Annotated in this window: 24 protein-coding genes; 15 read left to right on the top strand and 9 right to left on the bottom strand. The window is 53.9% G+C overall.

Features of this window, described 5'->3' with window-relative positions; genetic code table 11:
- Nucleotides 1-11 precede the first annotated feature (11 nt).
- Together PI91_RS16595 and PI91_RS16590 are read right to left on the bottom strand one after the other, a co-directional pair.
- Entirely contained in the window at nt 12-926 is a 915-nt protein-coding gene (locus PI91_RS16595; RefSeq protein ID WP_008500397.1) for a branched-chain amino acid ABC transporter permease, read from the bottom strand.
- A gap of 99 nt (nt 927-1,025) precedes the next feature.
- Complete coding sequence (locus PI91_RS16590) at nt 1,026-2,147, bottom strand: branched-chain amino acid ABC transporter substrate-binding protein (RefSeq protein WP_039266622.1); 1,122 nt, start codon at nt 2,145-2,147, stop codon at nt 1,026-1,028.
- 424 nt (nt 2,148-2,571) lie between these two features.
- Here PI91_RS16590 and PI91_RS16585 point away from each other — a divergent pair, with 424 nt between their 5' ends.
- Nucleotides 2,572-3,240 (top strand): YecA family protein, encoded by a 669-nt coding sequence (locus PI91_RS16585; RefSeq protein ID WP_039266620.1) that lies wholly within the window; start codon nt 2,572-2,574, stop codon nt 3,238-3,240.
- A 34-nt stretch (nt 3,241-3,274) separates the two neighbouring features.
- Here the strand turns inward: PI91_RS16585 and tyrP are convergent, their stop codons facing one another.
- On the bottom strand, nt 3,275-4,486 hold the full coding sequence (gene tyrP, locus PI91_RS16580; protein WP_039266619.1) for a tyrosine transporter TyrP: 1,212 nt from the start codon (nt 4,484-4,486) through the stop codon (nt 3,275-3,277).
- Nucleotides 4,487-4,715: 229 nt separating this feature from the next.
- Here tyrP and PI91_RS16575 point away from each other — a divergent pair, with 229 nt between their 5' ends.
- On the top strand, nt 4,716-5,057 hold the full coding sequence (locus PI91_RS16575) for a hypothetical protein (RefSeq protein WP_023293975.1): 342 nt from the start codon (nt 4,716-4,718) through the stop codon (nt 5,055-5,057).
- A 36-nt stretch (nt 5,058-5,093) separates the two neighbouring features.
- Here the strand turns inward: PI91_RS16575 and ftnA are convergent, their stop codons facing one another.
- Together ftnA and yecR are read right to left on the bottom strand one after the other, a co-directional pair.
- Nucleotides 5,094-5,591, bottom strand: a complete 498-nt coding sequence (gene ftnA, locus PI91_RS16570; RefSeq protein ID WP_039266618.1) for a non-heme ferritin — start codon at nt 5,589-5,591, stop codon at nt 5,094-5,096.
- 203 nt (nt 5,592-5,794) lie between these two features.
- Nucleotides 5,795-6,133, bottom strand: coding sequence for a YecR family lipoprotein (gene yecR, locus PI91_RS16565; protein WP_021240460.1), 339 nt, complete (start codon nt 6,131-6,133; stop codon nt 5,795-5,797).
- Between the two features lie 234 nt (nt 6,134-6,367).
- Here yecR and azuC point away from each other — a divergent pair, with 234 nt between their 5' ends.
- On the top strand, nt 6,368-6,451 hold the full coding sequence (gene azuC, locus PI91_RS25790; RefSeq protein ID WP_014884364.1) for a stress response protein AzuC: 84 nt from the start codon (nt 6,368-6,370) through the stop codon (nt 6,449-6,451).
- A gap of 108 nt (nt 6,452-6,559) precedes the next feature.
- On the top strand, nt 6,560-6,811 hold the full coding sequence (locus PI91_RS16560) for a DUF2766 family protein (protein ID WP_008500405.1): 252 nt from the start codon (nt 6,560-6,562) through the stop codon (nt 6,809-6,811).
- 42 nt (nt 6,812-6,853) lie between these two features.
- On the opposite strand, the gene PI91_RS16555 is transcribed toward PI91_RS16560, so the two are convergent.
- Nucleotides 6,854-8,197: an anaerobic C4-dicarboxylate transporter gene (locus PI91_RS16555; RefSeq protein WP_039266617.1), complete on the bottom strand. Its 1,344-nt coding sequence runs from the start codon at nt 8,195-8,197 to the stop codon at nt 6,854-6,856.
- 156 nt (nt 8,198-8,353) lie between these two features.
- Entirely contained in the window at nt 8,354-8,857 is a 504-nt protein-coding gene (locus PI91_RS16550) for a non-heme ferritin-like protein (RefSeq protein ID WP_008500408.1), read from the bottom strand.
- A 788-nt stretch (nt 8,858-9,645) separates the two neighbouring features.
- On the opposite strand from PI91_RS16550, the gene araF reads away from it, so the two are divergent.
- The 5 genes from araF (at nt 9,646) to otsA (ending at nt 15,601) form a co-directional block, all read left to right on the top strand.
- Nucleotides 9,646-10,635 (top strand): arabinose ABC transporter substrate-binding protein AraF, encoded by a 990-nt coding sequence (gene araF / locus PI91_RS16545; protein ID WP_008500409.1) that lies wholly within the window; start codon nt 9,646-9,648, stop codon nt 10,633-10,635.
- A 71-nt stretch (nt 10,636-10,706) separates the two neighbouring features.
- Nucleotides 10,707-12,221, top strand: a complete 1,515-nt coding sequence (gene araG / locus PI91_RS16540) for an L-arabinose ABC transporter ATP-binding protein AraG (protein ID WP_008500410.1) — start codon at nt 10,707-10,709, stop codon at nt 12,219-12,221.
- A gap of 11 nt (nt 12,222-12,232) precedes the next feature.
- Complete coding sequence (gene araH, locus PI91_RS16535; protein WP_171843394.1) at nt 12,233-13,222, top strand: L-arabinose ABC transporter permease AraH; 990 nt, start codon at nt 12,233-12,235, stop codon at nt 13,220-13,222.
- Nucleotides 13,223-13,398: 176 nt separating this feature from the next.
- On the top strand, nt 13,399-14,202 hold the full coding sequence (otsB, locus tag PI91_RS16530; protein WP_032652519.1) for a trehalose-phosphatase: 804 nt from the start codon (nt 13,399-13,401) through the stop codon (nt 14,200-14,202).
- Nucleotides 14,177-15,601, top strand: a complete 1,425-nt coding sequence (gene otsA, locus PI91_RS16525; protein ID WP_021240457.1) for an alpha,alpha-trehalose-phosphate synthase — start codon at nt 14,177-14,179, stop codon at nt 15,599-15,601. The genes otsB and otsA overlap by 26 nt, the downstream gene beginning before the upstream one ends.
- Before the next feature lie 15 nt (nt 15,602-15,616).
- Here the strand turns inward: otsA and uspC are convergent, their stop codons facing one another.
- Complete coding sequence (uspC, locus tag PI91_RS16520; protein WP_039266616.1) at nt 15,617-16,045, bottom strand: universal stress protein UspC; 429 nt, start codon at nt 16,043-16,045, stop codon at nt 15,617-15,619.
- A gap of 795 nt (nt 16,046-16,840) precedes the next feature.
- Here uspC and flhD point away from each other — a divergent pair.
- The 6 genes from flhD to cheW all read left to right on the top strand — a co-directional run bounded on the left by flhD (nt 16,841) and on the right by cheW (nt 22,273).
- The gene (flhD, locus tag PI91_RS16515) at nt 16,841-17,191 is read left to right on the top strand and encodes a flagellar transcriptional regulator FlhD (RefSeq protein WP_008500415.1); all 351 of its coding nucleotides are present in this window, start codon (nt 16,841-16,843) and stop codon (nt 17,189-17,191) included.
- Nucleotides 17,192-17,193: 2 nt separating this feature from the next.
- Nucleotides 17,194-17,772: a flagellar transcriptional regulator FlhC gene (gene flhC, locus PI91_RS16510; protein ID WP_008500416.1), complete on the top strand. Its 579-nt coding sequence runs from the start codon at nt 17,194-17,196 to the stop codon at nt 17,770-17,772.
- A gap of 123 nt (nt 17,773-17,895) precedes the next feature.
- On the top strand, nt 17,896-18,783 hold the full coding sequence (gene motA, locus PI91_RS16505; RefSeq protein ID WP_008500417.1) for a flagellar motor stator protein MotA: 888 nt from the start codon (nt 17,896-17,898) through the stop codon (nt 18,781-18,783).
- A complete protein-coding gene (gene motB / locus PI91_RS16500) occupies nt 18,780-19,709 on the top strand; it encodes a flagellar motor protein MotB (protein ID WP_008500418.1) in 930 nt (309 codons plus the stop codon). The genes motA and motB overlap by 4 nt, the downstream gene beginning before the upstream one ends.
- A gap of 4 nt (nt 19,710-19,713) precedes the next feature.
- Nucleotides 19,714-21,750: a chemotaxis protein CheA gene (cheA, locus tag PI91_RS16495; RefSeq protein WP_008500419.1), complete on the top strand. Its 2,037-nt coding sequence runs from the start codon at nt 19,714-19,716 to the stop codon at nt 21,748-21,750.
- A 19-nt stretch (nt 21,751-21,769) separates the two neighbouring features.
- A complete protein-coding gene (cheW, locus tag PI91_RS16490) occupies nt 21,770-22,273 on the top strand; it encodes a chemotaxis protein CheW (RefSeq protein ID WP_008500420.1) in 504 nt (167 codons plus the stop codon).
- A gap of 96 nt (nt 22,274-22,369) precedes the next feature.
- On the opposite strand, the gene PI91_RS16485 is transcribed toward cheW, so the two are convergent.
- Nucleotides 22,370-23,635 carry a dicarboxylate/amino acid:cation symporter gene (locus PI91_RS16485; RefSeq protein WP_039266615.1) on the bottom strand — a complete coding sequence of 422 codons (1,266 nt, stop codon included), beginning with the start codon at nt 23,633-23,635 and terminating at the stop codon, nt 22,370-22,372.
- Between the last annotated feature and the right edge of the window lie 125 nt (nt 23,636-23,760).

Below are 23,760 nucleotides of genomic sequence, written 5' to 3'. Positions count from 1 at the left end.
CATTGTCTCCCTCACACTTTGGCCACAATCGGGCGCCCGAGCAGCCCCTGAGGGCGGAAAATCAGGATCATCACCAGCAGGCCAAACGAGAAGACATCTTTATAGTCCGAGTTCACCATGCCCGAGAACTGCGCTTCCGCCACGCCCAGGATAAGGCCACCGAGCATGGCGCCGGGGAGGGAACCGATGCCGCCCAGTACCGCCGCCGTGAAAGCTTTAATGCCGATCACGAACCCGACGTAGAAATCAAAGGTGCCGTAATTCATGGTGATCAGCACCCCCGCCAGGCCCGCCATCGCCGCGCCGATGACGAAGACCAGCGAAATAATCCGGTCGGTGTTAATCCCCAGAATGGAGGCCATTTTGCGATCCTGCTGCACCGCACGGCACATCCGCCCCAGCCGGGTACGGTTGATTATCCAGGTGAGCACCAGCATGCCGGCAAACGAGGCCACCAGAATAAACACTTTGGTGTAGGTTATCTGCACGAACCCTTCGCCCAGATGCAGGCGAATCACGCCGTCCAGCATGGTCGGTACCCCTTGCTGGCGCGGGCCCTGGCTCAGCTGCGCGTAGTTTTGCAGGATAAGCGATATCCCGATGGCGGAGATCAGCGGTGCCAGGCGCGTGGAGTTGCGCAGCGGCTTATAGGCGATACGCTCGATGGTCCAGCCGTACACCCCGGTGACCACAATGGTGAACACCAGCGTGCCGAGGATCAGCAGCGGGAAGGACTGCAGGCCGAAGAACGAGAGCAGCGCCAGGCCAATGGCGCAGAGATAGGCGGAAATCATATACACTTCGCCGTGGGCGAAATTAATCATGCCGATAATGCCGTACACCATGGTGTAGCCGATGGCGATCAGGCCGTAGACGGAACCCAGCGTTAAGCCATTGATTAACTGTTGCAGGAAGAATGTACTCATTTTAGCGCGCTCGTTTTATAGGCTGCGCGAGCCGCGCAGCCTGATGTTTATTACGCGCCGACGGGCGAGCCCATCGACGTTGAGCGTGACTCCGTCCCGTTACTCCACTTCCTTATATTTTCCTTTGTCGTCCCACTGGTAAACCACGTAGTCAGAGACTTTCAGATCGCCTTTGCTGTCCCAGGCTTTTTTGCCCATCACCGTGTCGACGGAATTGGCCTTCAGCCACTCGCTGGCTTTGGCAGAGTCCTTGCCGCCGGTGGCCTTGAAGGCCGCGGCAATCGCCTGTACCGAGGCGTAGGAGTAGAGGGTGTAACCTTCCGGCTCGAATTTACCGGCGCGGAATTTCTCGATTACCGCTTTGCCGTCCGGGATCAGGCGCGGATCTTTACCGAAGGTCATGTAAATGCCATTGGTATATTGCGGGCCGCCCGCCGCGGTCACCATCTCTTCGTTGACGATACAGTCCCCGGAGAAGAATTTCGCCTGCACGCCCTGCTCACGCATCTGGCGAACCAGCGGGCCGGCTTCCGGATGACAGCCCCCGAAGAACACGACGTCCGGTTTTTGCGCGCCGATCTTAGTGACCAGCGCGTTAAAGTCTTTTTCACCGCGGGATAACCCCTCGTACATCACATCCTGAACCCCGCGTTTCGCCAGCGCCGCTTTGGTGGCGTCAGCCAGGCCCTGACCATAGGTGTCTTTATCGTGAATAATCACCACCCGTTTGGCTTTCAGCTTGTCGATGATGAAGTCGCTGGCCACCTGGCCCTGCTGGTCATCGCGGCCGCACATGCGGAACATGTCGTTCATGCCGCGTTCGGTAATCAGCGGGTTGGTTGAACCGGGGGTAATAGCGATGATCCCCGCATCGCTGTAAACCTCGGAGGCGGGCATGGTGGAAGAGGAACAGAAATGACCGACCACGGCGTTGACTTTATCCTGGTCGACTAAGCGGTTGGCCACCGCCACCGCCTGCTTAGGCTCGCAGGCGTCATCCCCCTGAACCAGTTTGATCTTCTCGCCGTTAATGCCGCCGGCGGCGTTAATGTCTTCAGCGGCCTGCGTTGCGCCGTGCCAGTACTGATCGCCATAGGTGGCATTAGGACCCGTGAACGGCCCGGCCACGCCAATCACGATATCTGCCCTGGCGGAAAACGCCGTCACCAGGCAACCGGCCAACACGAGAGAAAGCGGAGTTCTGATAAATTTCAGCGACATTATTATGTTCCTTAGCAAAGAGGTTTTTGCACCACGGCGTAAACCCGAACGCCCGACGGCGCAGCCAATCCGAAACACGAGCAAGAACAAAATGCACTAAACGAACAAGATACAGACGGCATCCTGCATATACGGCGAGGTTTCCTTGCGCAGCGTCGCGCGAAGAACATTAAGCAAAAACGTTGCCAGAATGGTTAACCCATTGACGGGCCTGTGACATGTTTGAGTATAGAGCGCCGCGTTATGCCGCCTTGCGGGAGAAGAAGAAATTACAGCGGAGATCACATATCGTTAACAATAAAGCCCATAAGTTGTGCAAAGGTCACGATTTGCACGTTTTTGCAGCAATAAAGACCTAAACTTCAGCCCGGAAAGGCGTGAGATATGTGTTAGGATCGTTTCCTTTTTATCAGGAGTGTCAGCGATGACTGAAGGCCCATTAAATGAAAGCGAAATGGCGTGGCTTGAAGAGACGTTAATCTCTTACGGTCATGACGATGCGTCCGTGCTTGACGTGTCTGAACTGGACGGCATGTTTACCGCGGTGCTTTCCGGTCCTGTTGTCGTTGAGCCAGATACCTGGCTGGTGGCGGTGTGGGGTGGCGAGAAATACATTCCGCGCTGGAAAAACGATCGCGAGATGAACCGTTTTATCGATCTTTGCTTTAAGCATATGAACGATATTGCCGAGCGCCTGAGCGAATATCCGGACCAGTTTGAACCGATGTTTGGCTATAACGACATTGACGGTGAGAGCTATACCGTGGTGGAAGAGTGGTGCTACGGCTACATGCGCGGCGTGGCGCTGACGGACTGGTCAGCCTTGCCGAACGAGCTGAAGGCCGATCTGGATGTGATTGCGCTGCACGGTAGCGAAGAGATCGGCGACCAGCTGGATGAATTGACCGAAGAAGAATATACCGCCAGCATTGAACGCATTCAGCCTGCGGCGCTGCGCTTGTATAACTACTGGGTGAACAATCCGCAGCAGCCGGAGGTGAAGAAGCCGATGGTGAACGGCACGAAGGTTGGGCGTAACGATCCGTGTCCTTGCGGCAGCGGGAAGAAGTTCAAGAGCTGCTGTTTGCACTGATAAAAAAAGGGGCTGATGACAGCCCCTTTTTTCATTAACCCACTTCCGGCAGCATTCCCGCCGCAATCAGTACCTGCACCAGAATAATCACCACGCCACAGCCAAACACAATGCACAGCAGCGGTTTTCCTCCCGCCACGCGGTAACCCTGTTGCGGATGCTGCTGGCGGCTCTTCCACGCCAGCAGGGAGGGGAGGAGCAGGGCAAGGACCGAGAGCGCCACCCCCGCATACCCCAGCGCCATCACAAACCCGCGTGGATAAAACAGCGCAAAGGCCAGCGGCGGCAGGAAGGTGATGGCCCCGGTCTGTAATCGTCCTGCGGCGGTATTGCGGCGCTGGAACAGGTCGGCCAGATAGTCAAACAGGCCAAGCGCCACGCCCAGAAACGAGGTTGCCAGCGCCAGGTCGGCAAAGAGGTGTACCGCCAGCTCCACGTGCGGGGAGGTGACGACCTCGCGCAGCGCCAGCAGAAAACCGTTCAGGCCTGCGTGCTGTGCCATCAGGCCAATAAAGGTTGAAGAGTCGATGCTGCCCAGGGTCACCAGCTGCCAGAAAATGTAGGCAATCAGCGGGATCGCGCTGCCGATAACAAAGACGCGGCGCAGCTTGCGAATATCGCCGTTCATATAGCTGACGATGCTCGGCACGCTGCCGTGGAAGCCAAACGAGGTGAAAATGACCGGGATGGCGGAAAGCGCCAGCCCTTTTTCCAGCGGCAGCGACAGCAGATTGACCTGATGAACATGCGGTGCCAGCAGGACCAGCATGACAATCAGGAACAGAATTTTGGCGCTGAACAGGAAACGGTTAAACAGATCCACCAGCGACGTTCCCACGCAGACCACGCCGCCGCCGATGAGCGCAAAGAAGATGGCGCCCGTCGCCGGGGTAATGTCAGACCCAAACCAGTCGTTAACGCTGGAAGCGATCAACTCCCCGGCCCCGCTGATGTAGGCGGCGGTCAGGGCGTACATCAGGAACATCATGCTGAAGCCGGTTATCCACTGGCCGTAGCGTCCCAGGTAGCGCGCCGCGAGGGAACCCAGACCGGTATCGGCGGGCACATGCTGGTAAACCTCAAGCAACAGCAGGGCGGTGTAGCACATCAGCGCCCAGAGCGTCCCCAGCAGCAGCAGGGTCATGCCAAATCCCACGCCCGCGGCTGCCAGAGGCATTGCCAGCATTCCTGCGCCAATCGTCGTTCCGGCGACGATAAAAATACTTCCCAGAGTTCTGTTTTTCACGCTTTCCTCTACAACGCTTCTTAACCGCGACAAAATCTGCGGCGCAGAGTAAGGGAAAAGCTGTAACTCGTCAAATCACCGTTACAATAAGTGTAATGAATGTTTTACACATTAATATTCCTCTGACCCTTTATAGGCTTCCGCCTACTACATGAGGGCAATGTTGCTGAGCAACATTTCGGCGTAACGTAAACAATAAATATAAATTATCAAATAAAGTGAGGGTTTTATGGCGGGGGAGAATCCTTTTACCGCGGCATGGAGCCGTGGAGGCAACCTGTTGTGCCATGGCCACTGGATAATCCACTGGCAGAACCAGCCCCTGATACTTCCGGAGTCCCGCCGCGAAAAAGATATGGGCACCTGGGGAATCTATTCGGTTATTGATCCTGAGGATGAGACCTTTGCACAAGGCTTACAGGAAGATGAGTGGATCATAGCGAATGTCGACTGGTTGACGGATATGTTTTTCGAGATGGGTATTGCGCTGGAGACGGCCAGCTACCGCTATTTTTACCAGGCCGTGAATCCTCACGACTGGCGCTGCACCAGCTGCGCTGGGTGTATGTAAATTAACGCGGTGCAGGGAACCCGCACCGCGTTGAAATTAATTCTGCGTATCCAGCGTGGAAAGTTCTTTATCAATAAAGTAAAGACCTTCGCCTGATTTCCCCACCAGAGATAATTTATCCAGCACGGATTTAAACAGCTTCTCTTCTTCATGCTGTTCGGCGACATACCACTGCAGGAAATTGAAGGTTGGATAATCCTGGCTGGTCATCGCGGCATGAACCAGTTCGTTAATTTTCTGGGTGATCAGCTGCTCGTGCTCGTAGGTGGCGCGGAACAGTTCATCGAGAGAATTATATTCAGCAAATGGTGATGCCACGGTTTCAATGCGCGGCAGGCTGCCGGTATCCGTCAGATAATCAAACAGACGCTGCATGTGGGTCATCTCTTCCTGCGCGTGACGACGCAGAAACGCGGCAGCGCCTTCGAAGCTGTGATAGCTGCACCAGGCGCTCATCTGCTGGTAGAGAAGGGATGAATACAGCTCAAGATTCATTTGTGCGTTGAGCTTGTCGAACATTTCAGTTTTCAGCATGGTGGCGCTCCGGGTTATTATTTCTGGTTCACAATGAGCGACACTATAATTTGTTATTTAATTATTTGCAAAAAGTAAAATATTTATTTTATTTATTTAAAATACGAATGGGAATAAAACGCATTGGCGATTTTATCATTTATTAATGAGAATTGTTTTTGTTCGTAATGAAATAAACTGCCAGCCTGCGCTGGCAGTCTGGATTAATACCACGGATTGTTTGACTTAGGGTTCACGGCATAACCCATACATTTATACTGGATAGTCACGCTCTCGTTCAGACACAACGAGCCGCTAATGAGGGTGCAGGTTTTAATGGGCTGACCATAGGCTGAGGCAGTGGCGTACCCCATGCTCTGACACGCTTTTGCCGCCGTACCGTTATTCACATACTCATCGGAATACGCATTTTGCAGCGCTGCCTGACCGTAGTTAAGGCGGACGATGCCGTTCGGCGCATCGAGGCTGCTGACTTCAGCCTGGCGGTTAATGCTGCACCCCGCGAGCAGGAGGAGTGTGCCGGCTACAATGACTCTTTTCATGGTTCGCTCTGAGTGGATGGAAATACGTTATCGTACCCGCAGATGCCCGCCGCAATGGCTGGAATAGCCGGACAATCTGCCCTCACTCTTCGCAACGGGTCGATGGTGAACGCGATCAGACCCCATTCTGATTAAATTGTGATTTCTATCACAAAAGCATTGATTTTTGTGATGATGGTCATATTATAGGCGCATTGACGATAAAGTTGTATAACAAGTTGATGGAGCATCACTGTGAAACTGCGCAAAATCCTGAAAAGTATGTGGGCCAATTACTGCCGCACGTTCAAAGACGTGCCGCCGGGCGCCATGTTCTGATAAAAAAAACCTGCTTCGGCAGGTTTTTTTATACCTGCAGACGTTGAAGGGAAGATGTCAGGGGGCGTGTTTTGATACTATGGCGGCCTTTAAATAAGGAGAAACCCCATGTCACAAAACCTGAGCGCCGATCAGGAACTGGTCTCTGACGTTGTCGCCTGCCAGCTGGTTATCAAACAAATCCTGGATGTTCTGGACGTGATTGCGCCGGTTGAAGTGCGCGAGAAGATGTCTACCCAGCTGAAAAACATCGATTTTGCCAGCCATCCTGCTGCCGCTGACCCGGTAACGCTTCGTGCGATCCAGAAAGCCATCGCGCTGATCGAGCTGCGATTCACGCCGCAGGGTGAGTCCCACTGACGCAGGGAAATGGGCGACGGCATGCGTCGCCCTTTGATGTTATCAGAAGAACGTCTGGATCAGCAGGTAGCTCGCGGCACACGCGCAGCTTACCCCAATCAGCCCTGGCAAAATAAAGCTGTGGTTGATGATAAATTTACCGATGCGGGTCGTGCCTGACCGGTCAAAGCCGATGCAGGCCAAATCGCTGGGATAGGTCGGCAGGACAAAATAGCCGTAGGACGCCGGGAAAAAGGCGATCAGCATTTTCGGGTCGATGCCCAACATCAACCCCATCGGCGCAACCGCCGTCAGCGCCGCCGCCTGGCTGTTCACCAGTTTTGACACCAGAAACAGCACAATCGCATATGTCCACGGGTGGCTTTTCACCACGCCTTCCAGGGCCAGCTTTAACTCGTCGAGATGCGCCTGGAAAAAGGTATCGCTCATCCACGCCACGCCGAATACCGAGAAGATCGCAACCATACCGGCCTTGAACACCGCGCCGTTGGAAATCGCGGAGGCATTGACCTTACAGGCCATCAGCATCACGGCACCCGCAATTAGCATCATCATCTGGATGACAAGGTTCATCGACAGCGCCGTCATTTTGCCTTTCAGTTCAAAGGCGGGGCGCAGCTCAGGGAAGGCCCCCAGCAGAACGACCACGGCAATGCCGGCAAAGAAAATCCACGTGGACCAGTAGGCCTGTTTTGGGAAATGCTGATTCATCAACGTCTCTGTTCCGCCGTAGATAAACTCGCGCTGCTTAGGATCTTTTAGCTTTTCCTGAAACTCCATGTCGTCCGCCAAATCTTTCCCGCGGCGTAAACTCCACAGTGCAGCAATAGCCACGCCGAAAAGTGAAGCAGGAACCGACACGGCGAGAATTTCCAGAATTCCCCACGCGTGGCCGAACCCATGCTGGGCTGCCAGGATGGACACCAGCGACACGACGGCAACGGAAACGGGGGAGGCCGTGATCGCCATCTGCGACGCGACCGACGCCACGGCCATAGGGCGCTCCGGGCGGATCCCTTTTTTCAGGGCGATATCCGCAATAATCGGGAACATGGTGTAGACCACATGGCCGGTGCCGCACAGAAAGGTCAGCATCCAGGTGGTAAACGGAGCGAGCAGGGTGATGTGCTGCGGGTGTTTGCGCAGCAGACGTTCCGCAAACTGCATCATGACGTTGAGACCGCCCGCCGTTTGCAGGGTAGCGGCACAGCCAATCACCGCGAGGATGGTCAACATGACGTCAACCGGGGGTTTACCCGGCTGCAGACCAAAGACGAAACATAAAATAAAAAGACCAATACCGCTGATTAACCCAAGCCCCATACCGCCGAAACGCGTACCCGTCAGCAGGCAGAGGAGAATGACAACAAACTCAATGGTGATCATGATGCTCCCTCGTCAATGATTATGTAATTAAATAAATCATCACACGTTGTGTGGTTAATCATTGGGAGCCAGATCTGATTTGTTAAATTTCAGCAAAAGCAGAAGGTTGGAGAGGGGAAGGGGACCTGCTCCCCGGGACGGAAGCAGGCCAGAAACTCAGTGGTGCTGCACCGCCACAATGTCGAGCAGGTGACGGTCGGTTTGCTCAGGACATAAGCCTGCCTGCTGCGCGTTATGCAGCTCATCCGCCAGCGTCTTCAGCAGCAGGCCATCCTGCTGCTGCTCTTTATCCATATCGCGTAAGAATCTCAGCGTCGTAATGTCCTGCTGCGCTTTGGCTTCATCGGCCAGTTTGTTGAGGGTGCTGCAGCGTTGTTCATACTCTTCAAGCGTTTTCTGAAACAGTTCTTCCAGACAAGAGTAGCTCTCGTTTATCCCATCAAGGGCTTTAACGACAGGGTTTGCCCCGGCAGCTTTCAGGAAGTTAAAAACGCGCATCATATGGGTGACGTTACTTTGTGCCTGAGAGCGAAAGAAGGTGGCAGAGCCCGTGAGGCTATTCTCAGCGCACCAGGCACTTAAGTGAAGGTGCAGGTTGGAGGCGTAGAACTCAAGGTTCATCTGCGCGTTAAGTTTTTGCATCATCGTTTGGGTAGCCATACTCATATCCTTATTGACGGTGGGACGTGATGTCCGTTGCTTAACCTGAGCACCAGGCAAGTACGAAGAAAAAGAGCAGAAATACGCTTTCTGCAGTAAACGAAGTCGACCGAAATTCACTTCCTGTGTTCGATATAAATAAGCATACCCTTGTCTTTGGTCTAAGAAAACTCTTAAATTGGCTGTGTTTACCATACATTACAAACTTTAATATAGTACAGAAATACAATTAGCTCGCCATAGATCGGTGTTTAGGTAATCCTCTGATAATCAACATTTTTTATCGAAGAGATATGCTGTTACTCTTTCGGGAATATTAAACCGGAATAATGCTCTGTAAAAAAATGAATCACGGATTAATTATTCCGTATATCAGGTGCATTAATAAAATTGCGCTAAATCAAATTCTGTGGAGTAAATAATTTTCAGTGCGTGTGGCATTTTTGATGAAAAACATACTGCACTTTTCTGACGTCCGGCGTTCTCGTGCCCGATCCGGGGCATCAGGGATATCTTAGCTAATCTTATGGATAATCCTGCTTACCCTCATTTCATTTGTCTGACAAATACTGCCTTTTTTATGTCATTTTTCGCTGAATTTATGTACGCAATTACTGTAATTCTGCGGTGTGATGGGGCTCTCTTATGGATGATTAATTTCCCGCTAAAACTATCACCAGCAATAACGCTTATAACGAGGTAAGCGCTAATGCCTTGTTTTAAGTCCGATTAAATAAGAAGCACGCACATATTCCCTACAGAAAAGAAAGCTAAAGCTGGAGTTTACCATGCACAAATTTACTAAAGCGTTGGCGGCCATCGGACTGGCTGCCGTTATGTCACAATCCGCTATTGCTGAGAATTTAAAACTCGGTTTTTTGGTAAAACAGCCCGAAGAGCCCTGGTTCCAGACGGAGTGGAAATTCGCCGATAAGGCCGGGAAAGATTTAGGTTTTGAAGTGATTAAAATCGCCGTGCCTGACGGTGAGAAAACCCTGAACGCCATCGACAGCCTGGCGGCCAGCGGTGCGAAAGGTTTCGTTATCTGTACGCCGGATCCAAAGCTGGGCTCGGCCATCGCGGCAAAAGCCCGCGGTTACGACATGAAGGTCATTGCCGTTGACGATCAGTTCGTGAACGCCAAAGGCAAGCCGATGGACAGCGTCCCGCTGGTAATGATGGCCGCGACAAAAATCGGCGAACGTCAGGGCCAGGAACTCTATAAAGAGATGCAAAAACGCGGCTGGGACGTCAAAGAGACCGCAGTGATGGCTATTACAGCGGATGAGCTGGACACGGCGCGTCGTCGTACAACCGGGTCAATGGACGCGCTGAAGGCGGCCGGTTTCCCGGAAAAACAAATCTACAAAGTCCCCACCAAATCTAACGATATCCCGGGCGCTTTCGACGCCGCCAACTCCATGCTGGTTCAGCATCCGGAGGTCAAACACTGGCTGGTGGTCGGCATGAACGACAACACCGTGCTGGGTGGGGTACGCGCGACGGAAGGCCAGGGCTTTAAAGCGCCTGACGTGATCGGGATTGGCATCAACGGCGTTGACGCCGTCAGCGAGCTGTCCAAAGCGCAGGCCACCGGCTTCTACGGCTCACTGCTGCCAAGCCCGGACGTTCACGGCTATAAATCCAGCGAGATGCTTTACAACTGGGTCACCAAAGGGGCTGAACCGCCGAAATTTACCGAAGTGACCGACGTGGTGCTCATCACCCGCGACAACTTCAAAGAGGAGCTGGCAAAAAAAGGACTGGGCGGGAAGTAATACGCGGTGATTGTGCCCCTCATCCTGCGTGAGGGGCCTGACGTACACACTACAGGAATCACGGAGACGTTATGCGACAGTCTGATCCGTATCTCTCTTTTCGCGGCATCGGGAAAACCTTCCCCGGTGTGAACGCGCTGACCGATATCAGCTTCGACTGCTATGCCGGCCAGGTTCACGCCCTGATGGGGGAAAACGGTGCGGGAAAATCCACGCTGTTGAAAATCCTCAGCGGCAACTACTCGCCAACAACCGGCACGCTGGCGATCCGCGGCGAAGAGGTCTCTTTTGCCGATACCACGGCGGCGCTCAATGCCGGGGTGGCCATTATCTATCAGGAGCTGCACCTCATCCCTGAGATGACCGTGGCGGAAAACATCTATTTAGGACAGCTCCCGCACAAAGGCGGCGTGGTGAATCGTTCGCTACTTAATTATGAAGCGGGGCTGCAGCTAAAACACCTGGGGCTGGACGTCGATCCCCAGACGCCGCTGAAATATCTCTCCATCGGCCAGTGGCAGATGGTTGAAATTGCCAAGGCACTGGCGCGTAACGCCAGAATAATTGCCTTCGATGAACCCACCAGTTCGCTCTCTAAGCGTGAAATCGAAAATCTGTTCCGCGTGATCCGCGAATTGCGTCAGGAAGGCCGGACGATTTTGTACGTTTCGCACCGCATGGAAGAGATTTTTGCTCTCAGCGATGCCATCACCGTGTTTAAAGATGGACGCTATGTGCGCACCTTTACCGACATGGCGCAGGTGAACCATGACCAGCTTGTTCAGGCGATGGTCGGACGCGATCTGGGTGATATCTATCACTGGCAGCCTCGCCAGTACGGCCCTGAGCGTCTGCGCCTCGATAGCGTAAAAGCGCCGGGCGTCAGAACGCCGATTTCGTTATCCGTACGCAGCGGTGAAATCGTCGGCCTGTTTGGTCTGGTAGGCGCGGGGCGTAGCGAATTGATGAAAGGGCTGTTCGGCGGTACCCGTATTACCGATGGGCAGGTCTCCATTGACGGCGAGCGGGTAGACATTCAGAAACCGGCTCACGCAATCGGGGCAGGGATGATGCTCTGTCCGGAAGACCGGAAAGCAGAGGGTATTATTCCGGTGCACTCGGTACGCGACAACATCAATATTTCCGCCCGCCGTAAGTTTATTCGCGCAGGTTGCCTGATAAACGATAGCTGGGAGTCGAGCAATGCCGACCACCATATTCGTTCACTGAATATCAAAACGCCGGGTCCGGAACAGCTGATCATGAATCTGTCAGGCGGAAACCAGCAGAAGGCCATTCTGGGCCGCTGGCTGTCGGAGGATATGAAGGTCATCTTGCTGGATGAGCCGACGCGCGGTATCGACGTGGGGGCAAAACACGAGATTTATAACGTGATCTATGAGCTGGCAAAACGCGGCGTGGCGGTGCTCTTCGCCTCCAGCGATCTGCCGGAGGTGCTGGGCGTGGCCGACCGCATTGTGGTGATGCGTGAAGGCGAAATTGCCGGCGAATTACTTCATGAACAGGCGAATGAACAACAGGCGTTGAACCTCGCCATGCCTAAAGTTAGCCAGGCCGTCGCCTGAGTAAGGAGTTAATGATGTCCTCTGTTACTACATCCGGAGTGCCGAAGTCGAAGTCGGCGTTGAGCGTTGGGCGTATCTGGGATCAGTACGGCATGCTGGTGGTGTTTGCCGCACTGTTCGTCGCCTGCGCGATCTTTGTCCCCAACTTTGCCACCTTCATTAATATGAAGGGGCTGGGTCTCGCCATCTCCATGTCCGGGATGGTGGCCTGCGGGATGCTGTTCTGTCTGGCCTCCGGCGATTTTGACCTGTCGGTGGCGTCGGTGATTGCCTGTGCAGGCGTTACGACGGCCGTGGTGATCAACATGACGGAGAGCCTGTGGATTGGCGTTTTTGCCGGTCTGTTACTCGGCGTCATCAGCGGCCTGGTGAACGGTTTTGTTATCGCGCGCCTGAAGATTAACGCCCTGATCACGACGCTTGCGACAATGCAAATTGTCCGCGGGCTGGCCTATATCATCTCCGACGGTAAAGCGGTGGGGATTGAAGACGAGCGTTTCTTTACGCTGGGTTACGCCAACTGGCTGGGTCTGCCTGCGCCTATCTGGCTGACCGTGGCCTGCCTGATCCTGTTCGGCTTCCTGCTTAACCGGACCACCTTTGGCCGTAATACGCTGGCGATTGGCGGTAACGAAGAGGCCGCCCGTCTGGCCGGGGTGCCGGTGGTGCGCACCAAGATTATTATCTTTGTGCTCTCGGGGCTGGTTTCTGCCGCGGCGGGGATTATTCTGGCGTCGCGTATGACCAGCGGCCAGCCAATGACCTCTATTGGTTATGAGCTGATCGTTATTTCGGCCTGCGTGTTAGGGGGCGTTTCCCTCAAGGGAGGCATCGGAAAAATCTCATATGTGGTGGCCGGTATCCTGATTTTGGGCACGGTAGAGAACGCCATGAACCTGCTGAATATTTCGCCGTTCTCGCAGTACGTGGTGCGTGGTCTGATCCTGCTGGCAGCGGTGATTTTCGACCGTTACAAGCAAAAAGCGAAGCGTACCGTGTAACCGTTTTGCACCTCTTTTATTGCTCAACTTATAACCATAGTTGACCCCTTCACCGCCCCGCCAGTAAAACTGGCGGGGCGGTTGTCAAATGGCGAGCGACGTCACACTGTCTATACTTACATGGCTATGAAAGAGGTAAAGGCGTTTACCTCTCGTCAACCGTAAGGAGGAAAAGGGTGGCTGACTTGTTAACCGCACCGCCTGTACTGCCCGGACATTATGCTTTCTTTTTTGATCTCGACGGCACGCTCGCCGGGATAAAACCGCACCCCGATCAGGTGTCTATTCCGGAGGCGGTGTTACAGGATTTGCATCAGCTCTCGCTCATGAATGAGGGAGCACTGGCATTGATATCAGGGCGCTCAATGGCCGAGCTGGATCTGCTCGCCAGTCCATACCACTTTCCGCTGGCCGGTGTACACGGAGCGGAGCGCCGCGACATCCATGATCAAACGCATATCGTTTCACTCCCCGACGCACTTACGCAAACGCTCCAGAAGCGGCTCTCTGCTGCGCTGGCCGACCTGCCTGGCACCGAGCTGGAAGCCAAAGGCATGGCCTTTGCCCTGCATTATCGCCAGGCACCGCAGCACGGAGATGCCGTGCTCGCGCTTGCTCAGACGGTTGCGGATGCGCATCCACAGCTGGCGCTGCAACCGGGTAAATGCGTGGTGGAGTTAAAACCAAAGGGGATTAATAAAGGCGCTGCCATCGCCGCATTTATGGCGGAGGCGCCATTTAAGGGCCGGACGCCTGTTTTCTTAGGGGATGACCTGACCGACGAGGCCGGGTTCCGTGTGGTTAATCAGGCCGGAGGGATCGCCGTTAAGGTAGGGCCTGGTGACACTGTCGCCGAATGGCGGCTGGCGGATGTCGCCAGCGTCTGGCAGTGGGTATCTGATATCGCTAACCAGCAACAACAACAAATAGCGCAAAACAAAGGGGGAAACCATTATGGGTCGCTTAGTCGTCGTCTCTAACCGAATCGCACCGCCTGATGATAAAAAAGCCAGTGCGGGTGGCCTGGCGGTAGGGGTGTTAGGTGCCTTGAAAGCCGCTGGTGGGCTGTGGTTTGGCTGGAGCGGAGAAATCAGTGAAGAAGAGAAACCGCTCAAAAAAGTGACGCGCGGGAACATCACGTGGGCGTCGTTTGCACTGAAAGAGAAAGACTACGACGAGTATTACTCGCAGTTCTCGAATGCCGTCCTGTGGCCGGCGTTTCACTATCGTCTTGACCTGGTCAAATTCCAGCGTGAATCCTTCGAAGGCTACGCGCGCGTGAATGCGCTGCTGGCGGATAAACTGCTGCCATTGATAGAGGAAGACGATATTTTATGGATCCACGATTATCACCTGCTGCCGTTCGCCAGAGAGCTGCGAAAGAGGGGAGTGAATAACCGGATTGGCTTCTTCCTGCACATCCCGTTCCCGACGCCGGAAATTTTTACCGCGCTCCCGCCGCATGAAGAGTTGCTGGAAGCGCTGTGTGACTACGATTTGCTGGGCTTCCAGACGGAAAATGACCGCCTGGCATTCCTTGACTCCGTGTCAGGGAAAGCGCGTCTGGTGACCAAAGGCGGGAAAACCCATACGGCGTGGGGAAAAACGTTCCACACCGAAGTGTATCCAATAGGGATTGAACCTGACGAAATCGCGGAGCAGGCCTCCGGCCCGCTGCCGCCGAAGCTGGCGCAGCTTAAGAATGAACTCAAGCACGTGAAAAATATCTTCTCGGTCGAGCGTCTTGATTATTCTAAAGGGCTGCCGGAACGCTTCCTGGCGTATGAAACGCTGCTGGATAAATATCCGGAGCATCACGGTAAAATCCGTTATACCCAGATTGCGCCGACGTCGCGCGGTGAGGTTCAGGCCTATCAGGATATTCGCCATCAGCTGGAGACAGAAGCCGGGCGCATTAATGGCCGTTACGGGCAGCTGGGCTGGACGCCGCTGTTTTATCTGAATCAGCACTTCGACCGCAAGATCCTGATGAAGGTCTTCCGCTATGCGGACGTTGGCCTGGTGACGCCGCTGCGCGACGGGATGAACCTGGTCGCGAAAGAGTATGTGGCAGCGCAGGACCCCGCCGATCCGGGTGTTCTGGTGCTATCCCAGTTTGCCGGGGCCGCAAATGAGCTTACCTCGGCGCTGATTGTGAACCCTTACGATCGCGATGACGTGGCGAATGCCCTGAACCGCGCGCTGACCATGCCGCTCACGGAACGTATTTCCCGCCATGCTGAAATGATGGAGACGATCCGGAAGAACGATATTAACCACTGGCAGGCGCGTTTTATTCAGGATCTCCGCGATATCGCCCCACAAAGCCATGAAGGCGATTTACAAAAAAAGATCGCAACTTTCCCTAAACTTGCCTGATATTTCCCTGGGGGGTTAACGCCCCCCAAGCGGCACTAATAACACGTCAACCTGACTTGATGCGACAATGGATTTCGCCGCGCAGGCCGCGCGCGATAAAAAGCTGTGGTTATGATTCCCGCATATCACTAAATCAATATTCTGTTTACGACACATGTCGAGAACATGGGCATTAAGTTCTCCTGTCGCAATTACAGTTTCATAGACAGGATAGTGTGCCTTTTCGACCAGCTCGCGCAGAAATTGCTGCGTTTCCTCCTGAAGTACCTCACGAATATCCTCCAGCATGGGGGCAGCCAGCTGATTATACATCTCGGGTTCGGCCGCAAGCGTGATGAGGCTGATGCGGGCATTGTGAGGTCTGGCAATGGAAACTGCCCGGGCGACGAGTTGATGGCTTTCTGGGGAAACGGCAACAGAAACAAGTAGATGGGAGTAACTCATGGCGCACTCCTTGGGTGTCTGACTGACAGCGTTTGATCACCTTTACCGCGATTTTCCGGGTTCTGCAAGGGCTGATTACGACATTAGTGTGAAGCTTATCATAATTATTCATTAATTATTCTTATAAGAAGAATAACTGAAAAATGCGCCTAAATGAAAAAAATTAACAACTTAACGTAAATCACACAATTTTATGCCTTGACTGTTGAATCGTTTTGATGCGTTACAAAATCATTTCGAATGATCACGCTCTGAAACATCTTTTTTGGGCTGCCTGCATAACTCTATGTTTTTTCACAGTAAGAAAAATGTTTCCCGGAGGGGTGAATGATGTAAATGTTTCCGCGCGACGCCCACCCGAGGAAAAGCACGTTGCATGCCAGTTCTGATCCCCCTTCTGCATGAGTATTCGTCAATTAAGAATACAAAACAGTGTCGATTGGTTAATAATTGAACAAATTACAAGTCATACTGATGGATTTATGGGTCATATTCACTTAAATTGTGTGACGTAGATCACATTTTTTTTAAATTTGAGGATGGCTGGATTGTATGTGTCAAAACTGACGAGTAGAGTTTGCGTCGAATTAGGAAAAATCTTAGTTATTTGTAAGAAATGATAAAACATGTAAGAGACGCATTCGCGTTTCCTCTCTTACGCGTTTCGATGAATACAAACCTAAATTCAACTATGCATTTAGCCTTTTCTTTTTTATACCGGGTGATTTCCCGGCGACATCACGGGGTGCGGTCTTTCCGCATAAAAATAATAGTTGGTTATTCGGGATGGGAACAATGCATACATCCGAGTTGCTAAAACATATCTATGACATCAATTTGTCGTATTTACTGCTCGCGCAGCGTTTGATTAGTCAGGACAAGGCGTCCGCGATGTTTCGTCTGGGTATTAACGAAGAGATGGCAACCATGCTGGGTGGTTTAACCCTCCCGCAGATGGTTAAACTGGCTGAAACGAATCAACTGGTTTGCCAGTTCCGTTTCGATGACTCTCAGACTATAACGCGTCTGACGCAGGAGTCCCGTGTAGACGATCTTCAACAGATCCATACCGGTATTCTTCTCTCTACTCGCTTGCTTAACGAAATCAGCCAGCCTGATGACGTAGCCCGTAAGAAAAGGGCCTAGCAATGAGCGAGAAAAGCATTGTTCAGGAAGCGCGTGACATACAGTTGGCCATGGAGCTGATTACGCTGGGTGCTCGTTTACAAATGCTGGAAAGCGAGACGCAGTTGAGCCGTGGTCGTCTCATCAAACTGTACAAAGAGTTACGTGGTAGTCCCCCGCCGAAAGGCATGCTGCCGTTTTCTACCGACTGGTTTATGACGTGGGAGCAGAATATTCACGCTTCCATGTTCTGTAATGCCTGGCAGTATCTTCTCAAAACCGGTTTGTGTAGCGGCGTTGACGCCGTGATCAAAGCCTACAAACTTTACCTTGAACAATGCCCACAGCAGGAAGAAGGTCCTCTGCTGGCGCTGACCCGCGCATGGACGCTGGTGCGTTTTGTTGAGAGCGGAATGCTTGAGCTGTCGCGCTGCAACTGCTGCAACGGCAATTTCATTACCCATGCTCACCAACCTGCAGGCAGCTTCGCCTGTAGTTTATGTCAGCCTCCTTCCCGAGCAGTAAAAAGACGTAAACTTTCCCGGGATGCTGCCGATATTATTCCACAACTGCTGGATGAACAGATCGAACAAGCTGTTTAACCCGAACGTGTGGGAAAGATTCCAGCAGCGGTAAGCGATTACCGCTGCTTTTTTTTACCCCGCGAACGGTCAACGCTGCGAGCTGGACGTCCTTGCCATAGTCACTAGCGGAAGGATGATGTCGTGCTTATCTTATTAGGTTACCTGGTAGTTCTCGGTACAGTTTTCGGCGGTTACATGATGACCGGCGGGCACCTTGGAGCACTCTATCAACCGGCTGAACTTATTATCATCGGCGGCGCAGGGGTAGGGGCTTTTATCGTTGGCAACAACGGTAAATCGATCAAGGGCACGCTGAAAGCAATTCCGTTGCTGTTCCGTCGCTCAAAATACACCAAAAGCATGTATATGGATCTGCTGGCACTGCTCTATCGCCTGATGGCGAAGTCGCGTCAGCAGGGCATGTTCTCGCTTGAGCGGGATATTGAAAACCCGAAAGAGAGCGAAATTTTTGCCAGCTATCCGCGCATTCTCGCTGATGCCATGATGCTGGATTTCATCGTCGACTATCTGCGACTGATCATCAGCGGCAACATGAATACCTTCGAAATCGAAGCGCTGATGGATGAAGAGATTGAAACCCATGAAAGCGAATCGGAAGTGCCGGCTAACAGCCTGGCGCTGGTCGGCGACTCGCTTCCGGCATTCGGTATCGTTGCTGCGGTCATGGGGGTGGTTCACGCCCTGGCCTCGGCAGACCGTCCGGCAGCGGAGCTCGGTGCGCTGATTGCCCATGCGATGGTGGGAACCTTCCTCGGTATTTTGCTGGCGTACGGCTTTATCTCTCCGCTGGCCAGCGTGCTGCGCCAGAAGAGCGCGGAAACCACCAAAATGATGCAGTGCGTGAAGATCACGCTGCTCTCTAACCTCAACGGTTATGCGCCACCGATCGCGGTTGAGTTTGGCCGTAAAACGCTTTACTCCAGCGAGCGTCCGTCGTTTATCGAGCTTGAAGAACACGTGCGTGCGGTGAAAAACCCAAACCAACAGACGACAACTGAGGACGCATGAAAAACCAGTCCCATCCGATCGTCATCGTAAAAAAACGCAAGCACAAGGGCGGTGGGCATGGTGCGCACGGCTCGTGGAAAATCGCGTACGCCGATTTTATGACCGCAATGATGGCGTTCTTTCTGGTGATGTGGCTGATCTCCATCTCCAGCCCAAAAGAACTGATCCAGATTGCCGAATATTTCCGCACGCCGCTGGCAACGGCGGTGGCCGGCGGGCCGCGTATCTCTAACAGCGAAAGCCCGATCCCGGGCGGCGGCGATGATTACACCCAGCAGAAGGGTGAGGTGAAAAAAGAGCCGAACATCGACGAGCTGAAACGAAAGATGGAACAGGCGCGCCTGAAAAAACTGCGTGGCGATCTCGATCAGCTGATTGAAGCGGATCCGAAGCTGCGCGCGCTGCGACCGCATCTGAAGATTGACCTGGTGCAGGAAGGGCTGCGTATCCAGATTATCGACAGCCAGAACCGCCCGATGTTTAAAACCGGGAGTGCGGAAGTCGAACCGTACATGCGCGATATTCTGCGTGCCATTGCACCGGTGCTGAACGGCATTCCTAACCGAATCAGCCTGTCAGGCCACACGGATGATTTCCCGTACGCCAGTGGGGAGAAGGGATACAGCAACTGGGAACTTTCTGCCGACCGTGCCAACGCCTCGCGCCGCGAGCTGGTGGCAGGTGGGCTTGATGATGGCAAGGTACTGCGCGTAGTCGGCATGGCCGCAACCATGCGCGTTTCCGACCGCGGGCCGGATGATGCCATCAACCGTCGTATCAGTCTTTTAGTGCTGAACCAGCAGGCGGAGCAGGCCATCCTGCATGAAAACGCCGAAAGTCAGAATGAGTCACTGGACGATTTAAAACAGCCTGGGGCCGTTCCTTCGGCTGCCGTTCCAACATCGCCACCAGCCAATCCGAGGTGATAGCGTGAGCATGGATATTAGCGATTTTTACCAGACATTCTTTGATGAAGCCGACGAATTGTTGGCCGATATGGAGCAACACTTGCTCGATTTGGTGCCCGAAGCACCGGATTCCGAGCAGCTCAATGCCATCTTCCGTGCGGCGCATTCCATTAAAGGCGGAGCCGGAACGTTTGGATTTACCATCCTGCAGGAAACGACCCATTTAATGGAAAACCTGCTTGATGAAGCACGACGCGGTGAGATGCAGCTCAATACCGACATTATCAACCTGTTTTTGGAAACCAAAGATATTATGCAGGAACAGCTCGACGCCTATAAAAGTTCGGCAGAGCCTGATGCCGCCAGCTTTGAATACATCTGCAATGCGCTGCGCCAGCTCGCGCTGGAAGCCAAAGGTGAGGTTGCCGCAGCCGTGGTTCCTGCCGCAAAACTGAGCGTTGTGGATACGGTTGCCGCGCAGGCGTCTGCCCCTGCCGACGCACCGGCGGGCAAACTGCGCGTGGTGCTGTCTCGCCTGAAAGAGAATGAAGTTAACCTGCTGGAAGAAGAGCTGGGTAACCTGGCGAAATTAAGCAACGTGGTTAAAGGCAAAGACAGCCTGGCCGCGACGCTTGATGACGGTATTGGCCAGGACGATATCGTGGCGGTGCTGTGCTTTGTGATTGAAGCCGATCAAATCGCCTTCGAAACCGAAACGGTCGCGGTTGATGCCCCTGCGGCTGTGGAAGAGGCGGCTGTTGTCGCTCAGGCTGCCGCACCGGCTGTGGCGCCTGCGGCTCCGGCGCTGAAGGCGGTGCCAAAAGAGGCTGCTGCACCGGGCCGTGGTGAAAAACCTGCCGCGCGCTCCAGCGAGTCGACCAGCATCCGTGTCGCCGTTGAGAAGGTTGATCAGCTGATTAACCTGGTGGGCGAACTGGTGATCACCCAGTCGATGCTGGCGCAACGTTCAAACGAACTCGACCCGGTCACCCACGGGGATTTGATTACCAGCATGGGCCAGCTGCAGCGTAACGCCCGCGATCTGCAGGAATCGGTCATGTCCATCCGTATGATGCCGATGGAATATGTCTTCAGCCGCTTCCCGCGTCTGGTTCGCGATCTCGCCAGCAAGCTGAACAAGCAGATTGAACTGACCCTGATGGGCAGCTCAACCGAACTGGATAAAAGCCTGATCGAGCGCATCATTGACCCGTTAACGCACCTGGTGCGTAACAGCCTCGACCACGGTATTGAACTGCCGGAAAACCGCATTGCCGCCGGGAAATCCCCGGTCGGGAATCTGATCCTGTCTGCGGAACATCAGGGCGGAAACATCTGCATTGAAGTGACCGATGACGGCGCAGGTCTGAACCGCGAGCGCATCCTGGCAAAAGCGATTTCGCAGGGAATGGCGGTCAATGAAAACATGACCGACGAAGAAGTGGGCATGCTGATCTTCGCACCGGGCTTCTCTACCGCAGAGCAGGTGACCGACGTCTCCGGGCGCGGCGTGGGCATGGACGTGGTGAAACGTAACATCCAGGAGATGGGCGGCCACGTTGAGATCCAGTCCAAACAGGGTTCCGGCACGACCATTCGCATCCTGCTGCCGCTGACGCTGGCGATCCTCGACGGCATGTCCGTCAAAGTGGCGGACGAAGTCTTTATCCTCCCGCTGAACGCCGTGATGGAATCCCTCCAGCCGCGTGAGGAAGATCTGCATCCGCTGGCGGGCGGGGAGCGCGTGCTCGAGGTTCGCGGTGAGTACCTGCCGCTGGTGGAATTGTGGAAAGTGTTCGAAGTGGACGGGGCGAAGACCGAGGCCACGCAGGGTATCGTGGTGATCCTGCAAAGCGCGGGCCGCCGCTACGCATTGCTGGTCGATCAGCTGATCGGTCAGCACCAGGTGGTGGTGAAGAACCTCGAAAGCAACTACCGCAAAGTGCCGGGTATTTCTGCCGCCACCATTCTGGGTGATGGTAGCGTGGCGCTGATCGTCGACGTGTCGGCGCTTCAGGGATTAAATCGTGAACAACGTGTGGCGTACACAGCCGCCTGATTAAGTAGAAGGTAATAACATGACCGGTATGAGTAATGTAACGAAACTGGCGGGCGAGCCATCAGGACAGGAATTTCTGGTATTCACTTTAGGCGATGAAGAGTACGGCATCGATATCCTGAAAGTGCAGGAAATCCGTGGTTACGACCAGGTTACCCGCATCGCTAACACGCCTGCGTTTATTAAAGGTGTCACTAACCTGCGTGGCGTCATTGTGCCCATCGTGGATCTGCGCGTGAAGTTCAGCCAGGGCGACGTTGACTACAACGACAACACCGTGGTGATCGTCCTGAATCTGGGGCAGCGCGTGGTGGGGATCGTGGTGGATGGCGTGTCTGACGTGCTTTCCCTGACCTCTGATCAGATTCGTCCTGCGCCAGAGTTTGCGGTCACGCTGTCGACCGAATACCTGACCGGTCTGGGCGCGCTCGGCGAGCGTATGCTGATTCTGGTGAACATTGAGAAGCTGCTGAACAGCGATGAGATGGCGCTGCTGGATATCGCCGCGAGTCACGTAGCCTAAAACAAAGCCGGGTGGCGCTGACGCTTACCCGGCCTACGTGTTCGAGCTATTTGTAGGCCGGGTAAGGCGAAGCCGTCACCCGGCTTTTTCATGCCATTACGCTTCCTGCTTTACCAGCTCAGCTTCAGCGTCCGCTTCCCGCGCACCTTCATTCTGCGACAGCATCGCGGTCGCAATACCATTACCCAACACGTTAATTGCGGAACGGCCCATATCCAGGAAGTGGTCGATCCCCATCAACAGCAGAATACCGGCCACCGGAATGTTAAAGCTTGGGATCGTCGCGGCCAGCACCACCAGCGAGGAGCGCGGTACGCCCGCAATCCCTTTTGAGGCCAGCATCAGGGTCAGCATCAGCACCGTCACCTCAGAGAAGCTCAGATGAATGTTGTACGCCTGCGCAATAAACATCGAGGCGAAAGAGCAGTACACCATCGACCCCACCAGATTGAAGGAGTAGCCAATCGGCAGTACGAAAGAGGCGATGTTGCGCGAGCAGCCAAAACGCTCCAGCTGCTCCAGCGTTTTAGGGTAGGCCGCTTCAGAACTGCTGGTGGTAAACGCCACCAGAACCGGATCTTTCAGCATGCTGACCAGGCGGAACACCTCTTTTTTCAGCACCATGTAACCCACGGCCAGCAGCACCATGCAGGTGAGAAGAATGGCAACATAGTAGCCGCCAATAAAGGAGGCATAGTTCAACAGAATGCCCAGGCCCTGCGTGGCGATGACGGAGGAGATTGCCGCGAAAATGGCCAGCGGCGCAACGTACATTACGTAGCCTGTGACCTTCAGCATAATATGAGAAACCACGTCCAGCGCGGCCACCAGCGGGGCGTTGAACTTCTGCCCCAGCGACGCGCCGCCAATGCCGAAGAACATTGAGAACACCACAATCTGCAGGATCTCATTGTTCGACATCGCCCCCGCGATGCTGGTCGGAATGGTGTGAGACAGGAACGCTTTCAGCGTCATGCCCCCAACGGCCAGACCGGTATCCACCGCCTCGGTCGGGACGGTCAGGTTCAGTCCGCTGCCCGGATGCTCCAGCGTGACGATAAACAGGCCGACCAGAATTGAGAGCACGGATGAGCTGATAAACCATACCATCGCTTTGCCGCCCACGCGGCCAATGGTGGAGGTTTCGCCCAGCTTCATAATGCCGACGGTGAGCGTACTGAAGACCAGCGGCGCAATGACCATTTTGATCAGTCGCAGGAAAATATCGGTCAGAAGGGTAATATTATCCGACCAGGCTTTGATGGCATCCGCAGATGCATATTCATGAATTGCTGCCCCTGAAAGAATACCCGCCAGCATGAATATCACGATGAAGAGTGTGAGTTTGTTTGCACTTGCCACGAAAAAAGACCCTCTATGCGCTTCAGATGTAGCCCGCACCGATACATATAAATTTTTTATTACGACGCGGGAAATTATTCGGCACATAAATTGACGCAAAGCGTAGGGGGATACAACTCCTTTTT

It is taken from the genome of Enterobacter sp. FB, assembly GCF_000805795.1.
Classification (GTDB): domain Bacteria; phylum Pseudomonadota; class Gammaproteobacteria; order Enterobacterales; family Enterobacteriaceae; genus Enterobacter; species Enterobacter roggenkampii.
This window is presented reverse-complemented; position numbering and strand designations above follow the sequence as displayed.

What these genes read in the sequence shown, in the direction of transcription:
- PI91_RS16595 (WP_008500397.1), bottom strand. Translation starts at nt 926, where the DNA reads ATGAGTACATTCTTCCTGCAACAGTTAATCAATGGCTTAACGCTGGGT.
- PI91_RS16590 (WP_039266622.1), bottom strand. Translation starts at nt 2,147, where the DNA reads ATGTCGCTGAAATTTATCAGAACTCCGCTTTCTCTCGTGTTGGCCGGT.
- PI91_RS16585 (WP_039266620.1), top strand. Translation starts at nt 2,572, where the DNA reads ATGACTGAAGGCCCATTAAATGAAAGCGAAATGGCGTGGCTTGAAGAG.
- PI91_RS16575 (WP_023293975.1), top strand. Translation starts at nt 4,716, where the DNA reads ATGGCGGGGGAGAATCCTTTTACCGCGGCATGGAGCCGTGGAGGCAAC.
- ftnA (WP_039266618.1), bottom strand. Translation starts at nt 5,591, where the DNA reads ATGCTGAAAACTGAAATGTTCGACAAGCTCAACGCACAAATGAATCTT.
- yecR (WP_021240460.1), bottom strand. Translation starts at nt 6,133, where the DNA reads ATGAAAAGAGTCATTGTAGCCGGCACACTCCTCCTGCTCGCGGGGTGC.
- PI91_RS16560 (WP_008500405.1), top strand. Translation starts at nt 6,560, where the DNA reads ATGTCACAAAACCTGAGCGCCGATCAGGAACTGGTCTCTGACGTTGTC.
- PI91_RS16555 (WP_039266617.1), bottom strand. Translation starts at nt 8,197, where the DNA reads ATGATCACCATTGAGTTTGTTGTCATTCTCCTCTGCCTGCTGACGGGT.
- PI91_RS16550 (WP_008500408.1), bottom strand. Translation starts at nt 8,857, where the DNA reads ATGGCTACCCAAACGATGATGCAAAAACTTAACGCGCAGATGAACCTT.
- araF (WP_008500409.1), top strand. Translation starts at nt 9,646, where the DNA reads ATGCACAAATTTACTAAAGCGTTGGCGGCCATCGGACTGGCTGCCGTT.
- araG (WP_008500410.1), top strand. Translation starts at nt 10,707, where the DNA reads ATGCGACAGTCTGATCCGTATCTCTCTTTTCGCGGCATCGGGAAAACC.
- araH (WP_171843394.1), top strand. Translation starts at nt 12,233, where the DNA reads ATGATGTCCTCTGTTACTACATCCGGAGTGCCGAAGTCGAAGTCGGCG.
- otsA (WP_021240457.1), top strand. Translation starts at nt 14,177, where the DNA reads ATGGGTCGCTTAGTCGTCGTCTCTAACCGAATCGCACCGCCTGATGAT.
- uspC (WP_039266616.1), bottom strand. Translation starts at nt 16,045, where the DNA reads ATGAGTTACTCCCATCTACTTGTTTCTGTTGCCGTTTCCCCAGAAAGC.
- flhD (WP_008500415.1), top strand. Translation starts at nt 16,841, where the DNA reads ATGCATACATCCGAGTTGCTAAAACATATCTATGACATCAATTTGTCG.
- flhC (WP_008500416.1), top strand. Translation starts at nt 17,194, where the DNA reads ATGAGCGAGAAAAGCATTGTTCAGGAAGCGCGTGACATACAGTTGGCC.
- motB (WP_008500418.1), top strand. Translation starts at nt 18,780, where the DNA reads ATGAAAAACCAGTCCCATCCGATCGTCATCGTAAAAAAACGCAAGCAC.
- cheW (WP_008500420.1), top strand. Translation starts at nt 21,770, where the DNA reads ATGACCGGTATGAGTAATGTAACGAAACTGGCGGGCGAGCCATCAGGA.